The sequence below is a fragment of the Nocardioides sp. NPDC127514 genome (assembly GCF_040302125.1).
GTDB lineage: Bacteria > Actinomycetota > Actinomycetes > Propionibacteriales > Nocardioidaceae > Nocardioides.
On the sequence record NZ_JBEORF010000032.1, the window covers coordinates 68,554 to 81,896 of the forward strand.

Annotated in this window: 13 protein-coding genes; 6 read left to right on the forward strand and 7 right to left on the reverse strand. The window is 67.9% G+C overall.

The features are described 5' to 3' along the window. Positions 1-9 precede the first annotated feature (9 nt). On the forward strand, positions 10-393 hold the full coding sequence (locus ABTX24_RS23520) for a DoxX family protein (RefSeq protein ID WP_350843026.1): 384 nt from the start codon (positions 10-12) through the stop codon (positions 391-393). A 519-nt stretch (positions 394-912) separates the two neighbouring features. Further along, the gene (locus ABTX24_RS23525; RefSeq protein WP_350843028.1) at positions 913-2,187 is read left to right on the forward strand and encodes an HNH endonuclease signature motif containing protein; all 1,275 of its coding nucleotides are present in this window, start codon (positions 913-915) and stop codon (positions 2,185-2,187) included. A 784-nt stretch (positions 2,188-2,971) separates the two neighbouring features. Here ABTX24_RS23525 and ABTX24_RS23530 read toward each other — a convergent pair. Then, positions 2,972-3,655 (reverse strand): TetR/AcrR family transcriptional regulator, encoded by a 684-nt coding sequence (locus ABTX24_RS23530; RefSeq protein ID WP_350843029.1) that lies wholly within the window; start codon positions 3,653-3,655, stop codon positions 2,972-2,974. 96 nt (positions 3,656-3,751) lie between these two features. Between ABTX24_RS23530 and ABTX24_RS23535 the strand changes: the two genes are divergently transcribed. Both ABTX24_RS23535 and ABTX24_RS23540 read left to right on the forward strand, forming a co-directional pair. Continuing rightward, positions 3,752-4,234, forward strand: coding sequence for a nuclear transport factor 2 family protein (locus ABTX24_RS23535; RefSeq protein ID WP_350843031.1), 483 nt, complete (start codon positions 3,752-3,754; stop codon positions 4,232-4,234). Then, positions 4,234-5,115, forward strand: coding sequence for an alpha/beta fold hydrolase (locus ABTX24_RS23540; protein WP_350843033.1), 882 nt, complete (start codon positions 4,234-4,236; stop codon positions 5,113-5,115). Before ABTX24_RS23535 ends, ABTX24_RS23540 begins: the two co-directional genes overlap by 1 nt. A gap of 11 nt (positions 5,116-5,126) precedes the next feature. Here ABTX24_RS23540 and ABTX24_RS23545 read toward each other — a convergent pair whose 3' ends face one another. After that, positions 5,127-5,576 (reverse strand): MarR family winged helix-turn-helix transcriptional regulator, encoded by a 450-nt coding sequence (locus tag ABTX24_RS23545; RefSeq protein ID WP_350843034.1) that lies wholly within the window; start codon positions 5,574-5,576, stop codon positions 5,127-5,129. Positions 5,577-5,640: 64 nt separating this feature from the next. On the opposite strand from ABTX24_RS23545, the gene ABTX24_RS23550 reads away from it, so the two are divergent. Continuing rightward, entirely contained in the window at positions 5,641-6,225 is a 585-nt protein-coding gene (locus tag ABTX24_RS23550) for a hypothetical protein (RefSeq protein ID WP_350843036.1), read from the forward strand. A 5-nt stretch (positions 6,226-6,230) separates the two neighbouring features. On the opposite strand, the gene ABTX24_RS23555 is transcribed toward ABTX24_RS23550, so the two are convergent. Further along, entirely contained in the window at positions 6,231-7,001 is a 771-nt protein-coding gene (locus ABTX24_RS23555; RefSeq protein ID WP_350843038.1) for an enoyl-CoA hydratase/isomerase family protein, read from the reverse strand. 117 nt (positions 7,002-7,118) lie between these two features. Continuing rightward, positions 7,119-9,011 (reverse strand): right-handed parallel beta-helix repeat-containing protein, encoded by a 1,893-nt coding sequence (locus tag ABTX24_RS23560; protein WP_350843040.1) that lies wholly within the window; start codon positions 9,009-9,011, stop codon positions 7,119-7,121. 235 nt (positions 9,012-9,246) lie between these two features. Here ABTX24_RS23560 and ABTX24_RS23565 point away from each other — a divergent pair, with 235 nt between their 5' ends. Beyond that, entirely contained in the window at positions 9,247-10,011 is a 765-nt protein-coding gene (locus tag ABTX24_RS23565; RefSeq protein WP_350843042.1) for a FadR/GntR family transcriptional regulator, read from the forward strand. 35 nt (positions 10,012-10,046) lie between these two features. Here ABTX24_RS23565 and ABTX24_RS23570 read toward each other — a convergent pair whose 3' ends face one another. From ABTX24_RS23570 to ABTX24_RS23580, 3 genes are read right to left on the reverse strand one after another with little or no spacing between them, the layout of a single operon-like run. After that, positions 10,047-10,919 (reverse strand): carbohydrate ABC transporter permease, encoded by an 873-nt coding sequence (locus ABTX24_RS23570; RefSeq protein WP_160027514.1) that lies wholly within the window; start codon positions 10,917-10,919, stop codon positions 10,047-10,049. Next, a complete protein-coding gene (locus tag ABTX24_RS23575) occupies positions 10,916-11,902 on the reverse strand; it encodes a carbohydrate ABC transporter permease (RefSeq protein WP_350843044.1) in 987 nt (328 codons plus the stop codon). Before ABTX24_RS23575 ends, ABTX24_RS23570 begins: the two co-directional genes overlap by 4 nt. Positions 11,903-11,932: 30 nt before the next feature. After that, positions 11,933-13,192 (reverse strand): ABC transporter substrate-binding protein, encoded by a 1,260-nt coding sequence (locus ABTX24_RS23580; protein ID WP_350843046.1) that lies wholly within the window; start codon positions 13,190-13,192, stop codon positions 11,933-11,935. Between the last annotated feature and the right edge of the window lie 151 nt (positions 13,193-13,343).

Sequence of the window (13,343 nt, forward strand, 5' to 3'; positions counted from 1 at the left end):
GAGAGAGACATGCACATCGCCCTTTGGATCACCGCCGGCCTGCTCGCCCTCGTCGCCCTGACGGGCGGCTTCACCAAGACCTTCGTGCCGCTGGAGACGCTGTCCCAGCACGACGGCGCCGCCTGGACCCGCGGCGCCAGCCCCACCTTCGTCCGGACCCTCGGCGTCCTCGAGATCCTGGCCGCGATCGGGCTCGTCCTTCCCGCTGTGCTCGGCATCGCGCCCGTCATGGTGCCCGTCACCGCCGCCTGCTGGATCGCCCTGATGATCGGCGCGATGATCACCCACGGGCGGCTCGGCCAGCCCAAGCTGGTCGCGGTCAACGTCGTCTACCTCGCCCTGGCCCTCTTCATCGTCGTCGGCCGCTTCGGCACCACGCCCTTCACCGCCTGACCAGCTCGTCGAGTCGGCGCATCTGTCTCGTCGACGAGACCGCCTCTGCCGCTGGTCGAGCCGCCGGAGCCGCTGGGCGGAGGCGTGTCGAGACCAACACGGTGGCTTTGCTGGTTGGGGGTGCCGAGAGCTCTCCCTGCCGGGACGTTTCGCTCGGAGGGTGGTCGGGGCCGCCGACCCTTGCTTTGAGGGTGTTCTCGACGAACCCCGGAGTCAAGGACGGCCTGCGGCCGCCGGCTTCGCCGGCCGCTTCGCGGTCCTTGACACCGGGGCCCGTCGAGAAAAAACTTGGCTGGCTATCGGGGCGGCGGCCCGGGTGTGGCGCGGACTGAATGTTGCTTGAAACAGGTGAGGTTGATGGGGTGTGAGGGTGGCCCTTCGGGCCACTTACCATCCACAGGAACGAGGTCGTTCGCTCACCGCGAAAACAGGGCTTGACCTGGGAAAATGATTGGCTCCAGAGCGCGTGAAGGCGTAGAATCGGATCCATCACAGCACACCTCTGGGAGAGGAACGGCGATGAGTCTCGGCCGCGACATCGACCCCTGGGGCACCAACCCCGGCGACGCGATCGACGCTGCCCTGGCCGCCATCGAGACCGCCCTCCACGACCTGCTCGCGACTGATCCCTCCTATTGGCGCACCTGGCAGAAGAAAGACCTGCTCGAACGGTTGGAGAAACTCCAAGCCCAACAAGCCGCACTGAAGCTGAGGGTGCTCGCGACGGCCGGCGACATCGCCGAAGAAACCGGCGCCAAAGACGCCTCCGCCTGGATGCGGACCGACCTCCTCGTCGACAAAGCCGTGGCTCGCTCCCAGATCAAACTCGCGGCCAGCGTCGCGAAGTACGACCTCGTCGCCGCCGGCCTGGCCGAGGGTGTGGTGTCCCAGGACAAAGCACGGGTGATCACCCACGCCCTCGACAAGATCGAGACCAACCCGGTCGCCAGCGGCGAAGACCTGATCCTGGCCGAGAAGCTCCTCGTTGACTACGCCGGTCGCCTGACCGCGAACGAGCTCCGGATCGTCGGACGACGGATCCTGGCCGAGATCGACCCGGCCCGGTTCGAAGACGCCGAAGCCAAAGCACTCCTCGCCGAGGAAGAACGGGCTCAGCAGAAGACCGCGCTACGGGTCTGGGACAACCACGACGGCACCGTCGGCTTCGACGGCGTCCTGCCGACCTCGATGGGGATGCGGTTCAAGCGGCTGGTCGAGGCCTGGGCCCAGCCCCGCAAACAGCAGCTTGTTGCCAAGGGTGCTCCGTTGCCGCCGTGGGAGCGGTTGATGGGTCAGGGCTTCACCCGGCTGCTGGAGACCGTCGACCCGGCCGCCCTGCCCCGCCACGGCGGTGACGCGACGACCATCAACGTGGTGATCAGCCTGGAGGAGCTCCGCAAGGACCTCGGCATCGCCACCCTGGGTTATGACGAGACCAACGGCACCACCATCAGCGCAGCGGAGGCGAGGCGGATGGCGTGCAACGCCACCATCATCCCCTGGGTGCTGGGCGGTGACAGCGAGGTCCTCGACGCCGGCCGAGGCAGCAGGTTCTTCCAACCCATCCAACGCAAGGCACTCCGGCTCCAGCAGAAGTGTTGCCAGGCCGAAGGCTGCGACATGCCACCGGAATGGTGCGACGCCCACCACCTCGACCCCTGGGCCGCCGGCGGCAAGACAGATCTCAAGGACGGGGCCTTGTTGTGCCCGCATCATCACCGCCTCGCCCACGCACCCGGCTATACCCATGAGCGACTACCCGATGGGACCATCAGGTTCACTCGTCGCCCCTAATCGGCTGAGTGCGGAATCCAGTTCACCGGGTCTGCCCGTCAGGCCTGACGACTCCAACCGTCGACCGGTCTCGGCTCTCGCTGAAGGGTGCATGTCCTGGTGCCCAACCAGCGTTCCGGCCACCTTCTCGACTCCACGCGCGCCGGCTCCCCACTCACGGGGACGCTTCCCCACTCCCGTGAAGGTTCCCCACGCTCCGGAGAGTGGGGAACCTCCATGCCCGTGGGGAACTCTCCCGATCAGTGGGAAACTCGCGACCCGGCCGGCACCGAACCAGGCCCGGCACCGAACCCGACCCGGTCAAGAACAACGGCTCGCTTGTGAACCATTCACAAGATCGCGCCCACTGCCGTAGGCACCCACGAGGCACGATCCGCCGGCGCACGACCAGCCCACGGCCCCAAGCCCGTGCCCAAACTGAATCCGCTGCGCCACACTCTCGCCGCCGACCCGATACAGGCCAAGTTTTTCTCGATCGCGCATCGGGTCAAGGATCGCCGCAGGCGACCGGCGAAGCCGGCGGGCGAAGCCCGTCCTTGACGCGGTACGCGATCGAGAAACAATCGAACCAAGGGTCGGCGGCGAACCCCAGAAACGAAACCACGGCCACCTCCAGCGCGGCGAACCGGGACCAAACCACAGCGCACTCAACCGCAACCCACGATCCCCCTGGCCCGACGGCATCAACATCACGATCGACAGCTTCGTGCACGACCCCGACGGCCGGTACGTCCAGTTCGAGCTCGACGTCCTCGACTTCTACGGCGGCACCTACCGGGTAGGTCTAACCCCGGCCAGCGCCATCGTCGTCCCCACCGACGGCAGCCCCGTCTTCGACGCCGACTGACGGCGCCGCGGCGCCGTCCGCAAGCAGTCCATGGCCGACGACGTCTGTCGCGACCCGCAGCAGCCGTCTGAGCTCCTCGAGATCGCGGCCGAGGGGGTCGTTGCGCCAGCCGAGACTGATGATGCCGTTCCAGGCGGCCCACAGGACGGTGGCGACGTCGTCGGGATCCAACGCCCGGAAGGTTCCGTCGGCGACGCCGCGGCGTAGCTCGGACACCATCCGTGCGTTCTGCTCCTGGACCGAGGCGGCGAGCCGCTCCGCGAGCTCGCGGCCGGCGGCGTACGTCGTCGAGCCGTTCGGGAAGGCCAGGGTGCGGAAGTACTCGGGGTTGGCCGCGTAGAAGTCGAGGTAGGCGTCGGCGGCGGCGTAGAGCCTCTCCACGGGCGACCCGTCCTGCGTGTAGGCCCGGTCCATGAAGCGGCGGTCGGCGGCGACGGCGCGCTCCACCACCGCGGCATGCAGCCCCGCCTTGGAGCCGAAGTGGTTATAGACCGACCCGACGGCCACCCCGGCCGCAGCGGCGATCTCGTCAAGCGTGACGTCGTCGACCGATCGACGCGCGAACAAAGGCTCGGCAGCCGCGAGCAGCGCGTCGATGGTGCGTCGTGCGCGAGGATCCACAGCACTCTCCCGACTTCTTGTAATCGTTGCAACAGTCTCGACGCAAGGCTACCGTGATCCCATGGCGTTTCTTGCAATGGTTACAAGAGTGGCCTGATGGCCGACTGGGACTCCGTCCACCGCCGGACGGTCGAGACGCTCCGGGCGGGCTGGGCCGCCGCCGGGCCGACGGCATGGGACGACTTCATCGACGACCGGAGCGAGATGGTGCAGCCGATGCTCGAGAACGGCACCGGAGCACGGTTCTGGAGCAGCGAGATCAGTCGCGTGCTCCGGGTGATGCCGGACCTGCGCGCGGACGTGCTCGGCTGGAGCGGCAGCGACGACCGCCTCTTCATCCATCTCAGGTTCCAGGCGACCGTCGGTGGCCGAGGCCTCACCTGGGACGCCGTCGACCTCCTCCACCTGCGTCCCGACGGAACCCTGATCCGCCGGGAGTCCTTCTTCGACTCCGCCCCCGTCGCTCGTGTGCTCGCAACCCGGCCGCGTACGTGGTGGGCGTGGTGGTGGTCGGGCCTGTGGCCCTGGCCCGGACGGCGACGGCTGATCGACCGCCTCTCCTCCGGACGCGATGCGTAATGGCCCCGGCAGACGCCTTCTGGCGTGACCCCCGGCTCGGCACACCCGGACGCGTCGAGCTGTCGGCGGGGACCGTCGACTACCACTCCTTCGGCTCCGGACCCACGTTGCTCTTCGTCCACGGCTACCTCGTCAACGCCAACATCTGGCGCAAGATCGTTCCGCTGCTCGGCGATGCCTATCGATGCATCACGCCCGACTGGCCCTTGGGCTCCCATCGAACCGCACTACGGCCGGGCGCGGACGTGACCCCGCGGGGCGTCGGTGACCTCATCGCCGAGTTCGTCGAGCGCACCGGCCTGGATGACGTCATCCTGATCGGCAACGACTCGGGTGGGGCCTATGCCCAGATCGCCGCCGCGCATCACCCGGACCGCTTCTCGCGGTTGGTCCTCAACAGCTGCGAGACGCCGCGGTGCTCGTGGCCTCCGAACCCCGGCGGATTCGGGCTGCTGAAGCGCGCAGCGTCGCACCGCATCACCCACCGAGCCCTCTACCAACCGCTGCGCCTGACGCGGACCTGGCGGTGGCCCAACACCTACGGCTGGCTCGCGAAGAAGCCGATCGACCATGCCGCCATGAGGACGTACGTCGGTCCCGTCCTCATCAACCGCTCCGTTCGGGCTGATGGCCGCGCGGCCATCAGCAGCGTCGGCGCCCACCACGTTCGAGAAGCCGCCGACCTGCTCGGCCGACGAGACGATCTGCCCGTCCTCGCGCTGTGGGCAGAGGACGACCGCGTCTTCCCCGTCGAGCACGCGGTCGAGTACGCGGAACGGCTGGACGCCCAGCTGGTGACGATCGCCGACAGCTACACATACACCGCCGAGGACCAGCCCGAGCGAACGGCCGAGGCGCTCGACGGCTGGCTCTCGTCATGAGCTCCTCGACCTCAGTGGTCGCCTGACTCCAGGCGCTCGGTCTCGATCCGGAGCGCCTCGATGACACCGGTGACCCAGCGTCCGATGGCGGCCAGCTCCTGCTGGTCAAAGCCTTGGTTCATCTCCTCGATCCGTCGCGCGAGGCCGGCCGCCGTCGGGCGTGAGGTCTGCTGGAAATGCGGTGTGGTGTGGATCCGGAACGACCGGCGATCACGCGAGCTGCGTTCACGGCGTACGTAGTCGGCGGCGACCAGCTTGTCGACGATCTTGGTGACAGCCGCATTGCTCAGGCCGGTCGCGGCCGAGAGCTCGCCGGGGGTGATGCCGTCGGGATGGCGGGCCACGAGGTCGAGCATCTTGTGCTCGCTGTTGCTGACGCCCAGCCGGCGGGCGATGGCCTCATGGAACATCACCACGCGGAGGCTCAGCTCGGCGCCGAGCCGGTCGCCCTCCTCGGACATGCGGCCACCTCCCATCCTCGCTAATTTGTTTCACCTTAGTGAAATAACAGGCTAGTCTCCGCCCATGAGGATCGAGCTCTCGCCACCCCGGACGACCACTGATTCCCCCACCTTCGCCGGTGCCCTGCTCCGCTGCTACGTCGCGACTCTGCTCGTCGGAGCCCCGCTCGCCGCACTGCTGCTGACCCCTGGGCTCATGCGGAGCCGGGTCGCCCTGGTTCCGGGGATCACCTCGTTCGGCATCACCGCCTTTCTGGTGCTGTCCTTCCTGCTGATCGCGGTGGCACCGCGCATCTCGGCCCGGGTCGCGCCCGGCGGCGCATGGCGCCCGGGACTCGTCCGCAAGGTCGGGCCCGCGCTCCGTCGCGAGCTGCCTCGCCAGTGGTGGAGTCGCGCCGGCGAGGCCCTGCTGATCTTCATCGCGTCCCAGCTGACCGGCGGCTTCATCGCCTGGATGATGCCCTACATCTGGGCCGACCCGGCCTCCCCCGACGACCAGGTGACCTGGGTGCTCCACTACCCCAACTACGCGACCCAGGCCGTCTCGATGTACCTCGTCATCTGCCTGGCGGCGGCCTGGTTCGGCACCCGGCTGCGCCAGCTGGCCCTCGGTATCGACTTCGTCGACCACGGCCAGCCGGTGTCGTAGCGGGATCAGCGTCCGAGCACGGCGCGGAGGCGGCCCACCTGGGCGGTGCGCTCGGCGAGGCGCTGCTCGTCGAGACTCCGGCTCGACGCAGCCGCCAAGAGCTCGTGCGTACGCCGCACCGCGGTCGCATCATGGGCGACGAGCGACCCGACCAGGTCGGTGAGGGCCGAATCCAGCTCAGCGGCCGGCAAGACGCTCTGCGCGAGCCCGATCAACTCGGCCTCGGCAGCGCCCACCCTGCGCGCGGTGGCACAGATCTCGAGCGCTCGCGCATAGCCCACGGCCTCGACCAGGGGCTTGGTGCCGGCGAGGTCGGGAACCAGCCCCAGCGCAGGCTCCTTCATACAGACCCAGGCGTCGTCGGCCATGATCCGCAGGTCGCACGCGAGCGCCATCTGGAAACCGGCACCGATCGCGTACCCCTCGACGACCGCGATCGAGATGAACCTCGGGTCCGCCAGCGCCGCGAACGGCCGCTGATACTCCCCGATCAGGTCGATGACCTCCTGGTCGCTCCGTGCCAGCGTCGCGACGAGGCTCCCAGCCACCTCGGTCTGCCCCGGATCGACCAGCGACAGGTCCAGCCCCGCGGAGAACGTGCCGCCGGACCCGCGCACCACCACGACCCGCACCTCAGCCGGAAGCGACTCGAGGAACCCCGCGATCGCCGCCCACATCGCCTGATGCTGGGCGTTGCGTACGCCCGGACGGTCCAGCAGCACGGTCGCCACCACACCGTCGATGCTCAGATCCACACCTGGTTCGTTCATGTTCATGGCTTCATCCTGACCCCTGGGGCCGCCGGCCGATCATCCAGGACGGCCGCAGGCCCGGCGCGATGCGCCGGGCCTGCGGGGGTGATGCTCCCGGCACGCAGCCGGGTCAGCGGATCCCTAGGAGCGGGCCGCCTCGATCTGGGCGGTCACGTCGTAGGGGAACTCCGAGGTGATGCCGATCTTGTCGTACTCCATCTTCGAGGCGTCGAACCCGTCGTTCCAGTTGCCGTTGGTGACCTCGTTGCACTGGTAGGACTGGTAGGACTGGTCGGTGGTCTCACCGACCTCGATGTTGGCGAAGGAGAACCCGCAGCCGCCCGCGTCCATGTGGATGCCGCGCGTGCCGGAGTCGGGCATCTCCCCGACCGGGTCGGTCAGCACGTCACCGATCACCATCTGCTCCACCTTGTTCTTGATGGGGTGCGGATCCTGGTTGGCCACGCCGTACGTGTAGAACGCGCCCATGTCACCCGAGTCCAGGCCGGCGTTCTGGATCTCGATGTAGCGGAAGGTGTTGTTGTCGGTGTACTGCTCGCCGTCGACGACCTCCGGACGCGACTCCAGGCTGATGCCGTACCGCGCAGAGTGGTTGACGAAGACGTTCTCGACCAGGTTGTTCCCGGTGTCCATCAGCTCGATCCCGGAAGCGTCGCCGGGCACCAGCTCGCCGATGTGGTCGATGAACACGTTGGAGATCGTGTGTCCGTGGCTCAGGTCGCCTTCGCCGGGCCAGCCGCCCTCGATCTTGATCGCGTCCGCGCCGATGTTCTCGAACAGGCTGTTGGTGACCTTCAGCCCCTCGTTGGCGAACAGGGCGTAGACACCCATGAACCCGGTGTCGGAGACATGCAGGTTGGTCAGCGTGATGTCCTTGGTGTTCTCCAGCGTGATCGCACCGAAGCGGTTGCGCGGCATCTCGATCTGCCGGTCGTACTCGGGGTACTTGTGGGGCTCACCCGAGTCGCCCGCCGAGATCCACCCCGCGCGATACCAGTCGACGAAATCGCTGTGCTGCAGCCCGATCCCGTCGAAGGTGATGTCGCGTGCCCGCCGCTCCGGCGTCGCACCCTTCACATCGATCAGCTTCTTCACCGTCGGCGCCATGATCCGCACCTTGCTGATGTCGCCCTTCGGCTTGTAGTAGATCTCGTTGTTGGCGTAGTCGAAGTAGTACTCACCCGCCTGGTCGAGGAACGGGAGAGCGTTCTGGATGAAGTAGCGCGAGCCGCCACCGCTGTTGACCAGCGCGTAGCGGGTCCAGTACTTCAGCGTGGTGAAGCCCTTGCGGTAGTCGGCCCCACCGAGCGGCACTGTGTCGGTGAACCAGCTCCAGGAGCCACCGGACCACACGGTCACCTGGGCGTTGGCCAAGGGGTTGCTGGTCGGGGTGTCGTCCCACGCCGGGTCCCAGTCACCTTCCTCCCAGTACAGCCACTGCCGCACGGCCTCCTTCTCGGGCTCACCGAGCTTGGAGAAGAGGTACGGCCCATGGGAGTCCTCCGACCCGCGGTTGGGATAGCGGGCGACCTCGGCCCGCGCACCGTCCTCGAACAGCGTGTAGAACCGCTGCCCCGGCTCGACCTTGGTCTTGTAGATCCCGTCGCGGAACGGCTCCCACCCGGTCAGCTCCTTCGCACCGGTCAGGACCGCCTTACCCGGTCCGTCCACCGACCGGTAGACCACGTCGTGGCCGTTGCTTCCGCTGTCACGATCGTCGAGCTCGAGCGTGGAGTCCACCTGGTACTCACCGGCCCGGACGTTGACCGTGACGTCGCAACCCATCTGGGCATTGAGCTTCTTGTCGCGGATCTCGTCGCGGGCACGCTCCAGGGTCGCGAACGGGGCACTCTCCGACCCGGCGGCCTCGTCGCTGCCGTCGGGCGCGACCCAGAGGGCCTTGCACTTTCCTCCCGCCGCGCCGGCGGTCTGTGTGGTGACCGCGAACCCGGTGACCGCTACGACGGCCGCCGCGGCCAGCGCGCCCAGGCGGCGCGTCATTGGTTGCTGCATGGTCCGTTCCCTTCTCTATGGGGGCGGAGCGCCCGGCGAGAGGCAGAAGGACCACCCGGGGGGTGGCCGTGCGGCCTCCGAGACGAGCTCCGTGTGACATGCGCCACGCATCTAGCGTGATGTCATACATATGACGTGTCAAGACCTGCCTGGATGTTGAGATGTCTCGTTTGCGTCCACGCCGCACGGGTCGGATCAGCGTCGCGGCGACGTACGATGTCCTACACTTCCGCTTATGCCGCAACCGCTCTCCCGGACCACCACGGTTCTCTCCCAGCCGCGTGACCGGCAGCCGATGCTCGGCGTGGTCGTCGTCGACGAGCTCGTCGACGCGATCGTCTCCGGGCGCCTGGCTCCGGGCGACGCGCTGCCGCCCGAAGGACCGCTCAGCGAGCAGTTCGGCGTGAGCCGCACCGTCGTACGCGAGTCCGTGAAGCGCATCGAGGAGAAGGGTCTCGTCACGATCGCGCGCGGGCGCGGCACCGAGGTGCGCCCGATGACGGCGTGGAACACGATGGACCGAGTGGTCCTCTCCGCCTTGATCAAGCACGACGAGACGCTGGGCATCCTCGACGAGCTCAGCGTCGTCCGTGCCCAGCTCGAGTCCGTGATGGCGGCAGAGGCCGCCCAGCGGCGGTCGGACGAGCAGGTCGCCGAGCTCGACCGGGCGATGCAGCGGATGCGGGAGAGCACGGCCGACGAGGATGTCTTCCGCGCCGCCGACGTCGCCTTCCACGAGACCGTCATGGAGCTCTCCCGCAACCGGCTCGCCGGCAACATCGCTCGTACGCTCATGGACCACGCACTGGAGAGCTCTCGCTACCACGGCGTCGACACACCCGACGCGTTCGCCCTGACCCTGCGTGAGCACGAGGCCGTGCTCGCCGCCATCTCCGAGGGCGACCCGGCGCGGGCGCAGGACGCGATGAACAACCACATCCTCGAGGCGTGGCGCCGCCGCAGGCTGCCGCTGCCCGACGCCGGCAACCGCAAGGACTGAGCCCGGGTGTGGGCGGCCACCCGGCCGCCCACACCTCACCCCTTGACCGCTCCGGCGGCCAGGCCGCTCATCACCCAGCGCTGGGTGAGCACGAAGATCACCAGGATGGGCAGCACGGCCAGCAGGAGCGTGGGGAACACCTGCGTGTAGTCGGCGGAGTACTCCCCCACCGAGGCGTAGACACCGGTGGTGACCGTGTAGAGGCCCGAGCCGGGACCGAGGATGAGCTGCGGGCTGGCGAAGTCGTTCCACACGCTCAACGTGTTCAGGATGAACACGGTCGCCACGATCGGCTTCATGAGCGGCAGGATGATCGTCCACAGCGTCCGGTACGGACCGGCGCCGTCGATCGCCGCCGCCTCGTCGAGCGAGGCGGGCAGCATCCGGATGAACCCGGTGAAGACGAAGATCGTGAACGGCACCGTCGCCGAGGCCATGAAGAGCACCAGCCCCGGGAACGTCGACATCAGCCCGATCGCGCGGAGCACGAAGATCACCGGCACCAGGATCACCTGGGTCGGGATGAACATGCCCGAGATGAAGAACAGCAGCGCCGCGCCGAACACCGGCCGTGGCGAGCGCGCGATGACGTACGCCGCGGGCGCGCACACGCCGATGGAGACGATGTTGACGCAGATGACCAGCCCGATCGTCACGGCGTAGCCGAACGCGATGTCGAAGTCCGGGTTGTTCCAGGCGGCAACGAGATGCTCGAGCGTGAACTGACCGGGCGAGAGCGAGAACGGCCTGCTGATGATGTCGCGCTGATCCTTGAACGCGTTGACGACCAGGAGGTACATCGGGACCAGCATCACCACGCAGAGTGCTGTGACCATGGCGTACCAGAACGGCGTACGCCGCTCGCCGGTCGAGCTCCGCCGACCCGTCAGTGCTTGCAGCGCGCTCATGCCTGCGCCCCCTGGTCGTGGCGGCGGCGCAGCGCGAGCACGCCGAAGGCGAGGATCGCGGCCACGAGGATGAGGACCACGGCCTCGGCCGAGGCCAGTCCCACCTGCCGCTTGGGGAACTCCACGGCGAGGATCTGGTAGGCGAAGGTCTTCGTGGATCCTGCCGGTCCGCCGCCGGTCAGGGAGACGACGACGTCGTAGGTCTTGAGCAGCGAGATCATCGAGGTGATCAGGGCCACCGTCACCGAGGGCGCGAGCGCCGGCCAGGTGACGTGGCGGAAGGTCTGCCAGCGGTTGGCACCGTCCATGCGCGCGGCCTCCAAGAGCTCGGCGGGCACTGCCTGGAGCCCGGCGAGATAGATGAGCAGCTGGACGCCGAACTGCGCCCAGGCGATGACGAGGATCAGGGTGGCGAGCGCCCAGGTCTCGTCGCTGAGGAACGGGAGCGGGCTGCTGCCCAGGTTCTCCAGCACCGAGTTGACCGCTCCCTGCGGGCCCAGGATCGCCGACCAGAGGAAGCCGACGACGATCAGGCTGAGCACGTGGGGGTAGAACATGACCACCCGGGCGAACGCGGTGAAGCGGGTGGTGCGCCACAACAGCAGAGCCAGGCCCAGCGCCGCGGCGTTGACCACCATCGAGCCCGCGACCGCGACGATCGCGGTCACCGTCATGGAGCCCCGGACGTCGGCGGACTCGAAGATCCTGACGTAGTTGTCGAAGCCGACGTTCTCCGGGGTCTGCGTCGGAAAGCCGTTGTAGTCGGTGAAGCTGTAGTAGACGGCGTACCCGACCGGCACGACGAGGAGCCCGACGAAGACCACCAACGCGGGTAGCACCATCGAGGCCTCCACCCACCGCGAGGTGCGCGGACGGGAACCGGATGACCGGCCGATCGCCCGGCGAGGCCGGACCCCTCCCTCCCGCGGCAGGTCCACTGCCGCGGGAGGGCTGTCGGTGTTGCTGACGCTCATGAGAGCCATCGTCGTTCTCCTCGTCGTGGCCCCGAGGGGTCAGCCATTCTGCTCGGCCCAGTCGTCGAGCGCCTTCGCGGCGTCCTCGGGGCTGGTTCCGGTGTAGAGGCTCTGCACGATCTCGGTGAACTTGTCGTTGAGGCCCACGACGGGCAGGCGGATGTCGCCCGCGCCCTCGCCCACCGCCACGAGCTCGGGTGCCTCGTCGATGATCGCCTGGATCTCCGTCGCGACCGGCGACTGCTCGACGGACGCGCCGGCACGGAACACGCCGTCAGCGGTCAGCTGGCTCTCGATCGCGGCCTGGTCGGTCACCAGATACTCGACGAGCTGGAGGGCTTCGTCGGAGCGCTCGCTGCCGGCGTAGACCATGTAGGGGCTCGCCATGGTGGCGCCCTGCGGGCCGGGGTAGGCCATGCCCTCGTCCACCGGCGGGGAGAAGACGCCCACCTCGAACGGAAGCTCGCCTGCGTTGTCCAGGCTGGCGACGAGCCAGCTCCCGAGCGGGTACATCCCGACCTTGCCGTCCATGAAGTTGGCGTCGGCCGTGGTCGGGTCGAGGCCGACATCGGTCTTCTTGATGTAGCCGTCACCCAGCCAGGTGGCGTAGTGCTCGAACATCGGCTCGAAGGCGTCACCGAGGGTCAGCTTCCCGTCGGCGACGGTCGACTGCCACTCGGGCTGCTCGGTGTTGAGGGTGGGGTGCCACAGCTGCTGGAGCTGGAGGCCGGTCTGCCACTGGCCCGCGGTCTGCAGCGGGGTGTAGCCGGCGTCTGCGAGCTTGCCGAGCGCAGCGTCGAACTCGTCCCAGGTCTGCGGCGTGGCCTTGATGCCGGCCTTCTCGAAGGCCGTCTTGTTGTAGTAGACGAGCGACTGAGCCTGGGAGCCGACACCGGCGACCAGCCGCTTGCCGTCGATGGCGTACGTGTCGACCATCGGGGTGTCCTCGACCCAGCTCTCGTCGGAGAGGTCGAGCACCTCGGGAGCGATCTGGTCGTCCGGGAAGATCGACTGCACCACGTCGGGGGCGGTGCCCGCGGCGAGCTGAGAGCTGAAGGTCTCGCTCACGTTGGTGCCGGTCGGCCCCTCGATCTTGACATCGATGCCGGTCTCGTCCTCGAAGGGCTTCACCAGGTCGTTCCAGAAGTCCTTGGTGAGGTTGTCGGTCAGGTTGACCAGCACCCGCACCTCCTTGCTGTCGTCGCTGGCGGCGCCGTTGCCTCCACAGGCCGCGGTCGCGATCAGGGGGAAGAGAACCGCCGCGACAGCACCCACCCTCCACATGCGTCGTGTCTCCACAGGAGTCTCCGTTTCGTCGTCCGTCGATCTCTCCGACGGAGGTTGTTCGTGGGGATCCTGGCGATGCGAGCTGCCGACCACCAGGATTAGGAAAGCGCTATCCCGGGCACTAACGTGACGAAGATAACACATATGATGTTTAAATAGGCAA

Bases quoted from the DNA above. Each gene is read 5' to 3' on its own strand.
- ABTX24_RS23525 (WP_350843028.1), top strand. From the start codon at position 913: ATGAGTCTCGGCCGCGACATCGACCCCTGGGGCACCAACCCCGGCGAC.
- ABTX24_RS23520 (WP_350843026.1), top strand. From the start codon at position 10: ATGCACATCGCCCTTTGGATCACCGCCGGCCTGCTCGCCCTCGTCGCC.
- ABTX24_RS23555 (WP_350843038.1), bottom strand. From the start codon at position 7,001: ATGAACATGAACGAACCAGGTGTGGATCTGAGCATCGACGGTGTGGTG.
- ABTX24_RS23570 (WP_160027514.1), bottom strand. From the start codon at position 10,919: ATGAGCGCGCTGCAAGCACTGACGGGTCGGCGGAGCTCGACCGGCGAG.
- ABTX24_RS23575 (WP_350843044.1), bottom strand. From the start codon at position 11,902: ATGGCTCTCATGAGCGTCAGCAACACCGACAGCCCTCCCGCGGCAGTG.
- ABTX24_RS23545 (WP_350843034.1), bottom strand. From the start codon at position 5,576: ATGTCCGAGGAGGGCGACCGGCTCGGCGCCGAGCTGAGCCTCCGCGTG.
- ABTX24_RS23560 (WP_350843040.1), bottom strand. From the start codon at position 9,011: ATGCAGCAACCAATGACGCGCCGCCTGGGCGCGCTGGCCGCGGCGGCC.
- ABTX24_RS23540 (WP_350843033.1), top strand. From the start codon at position 4,234: ATGGCCCCGGCAGACGCCTTCTGGCGTGACCCCCGGCTCGGCACACCC.
- ABTX24_RS23565 (WP_350843042.1), top strand. From the start codon at position 9,247: ATGCCGCAACCGCTCTCCCGGACCACCACGGTTCTCTCCCAGCCGCGT.
- ABTX24_RS23550 (WP_350843036.1), top strand. From the start codon at position 5,641: ATGAGGATCGAGCTCTCGCCACCCCGGACGACCACTGATTCCCCCACC.
- ABTX24_RS23535 (WP_350843031.1), top strand. From the start codon at position 3,752: ATGGCCGACTGGGACTCCGTCCACCGCCGGACGGTCGAGACGCTCCGG.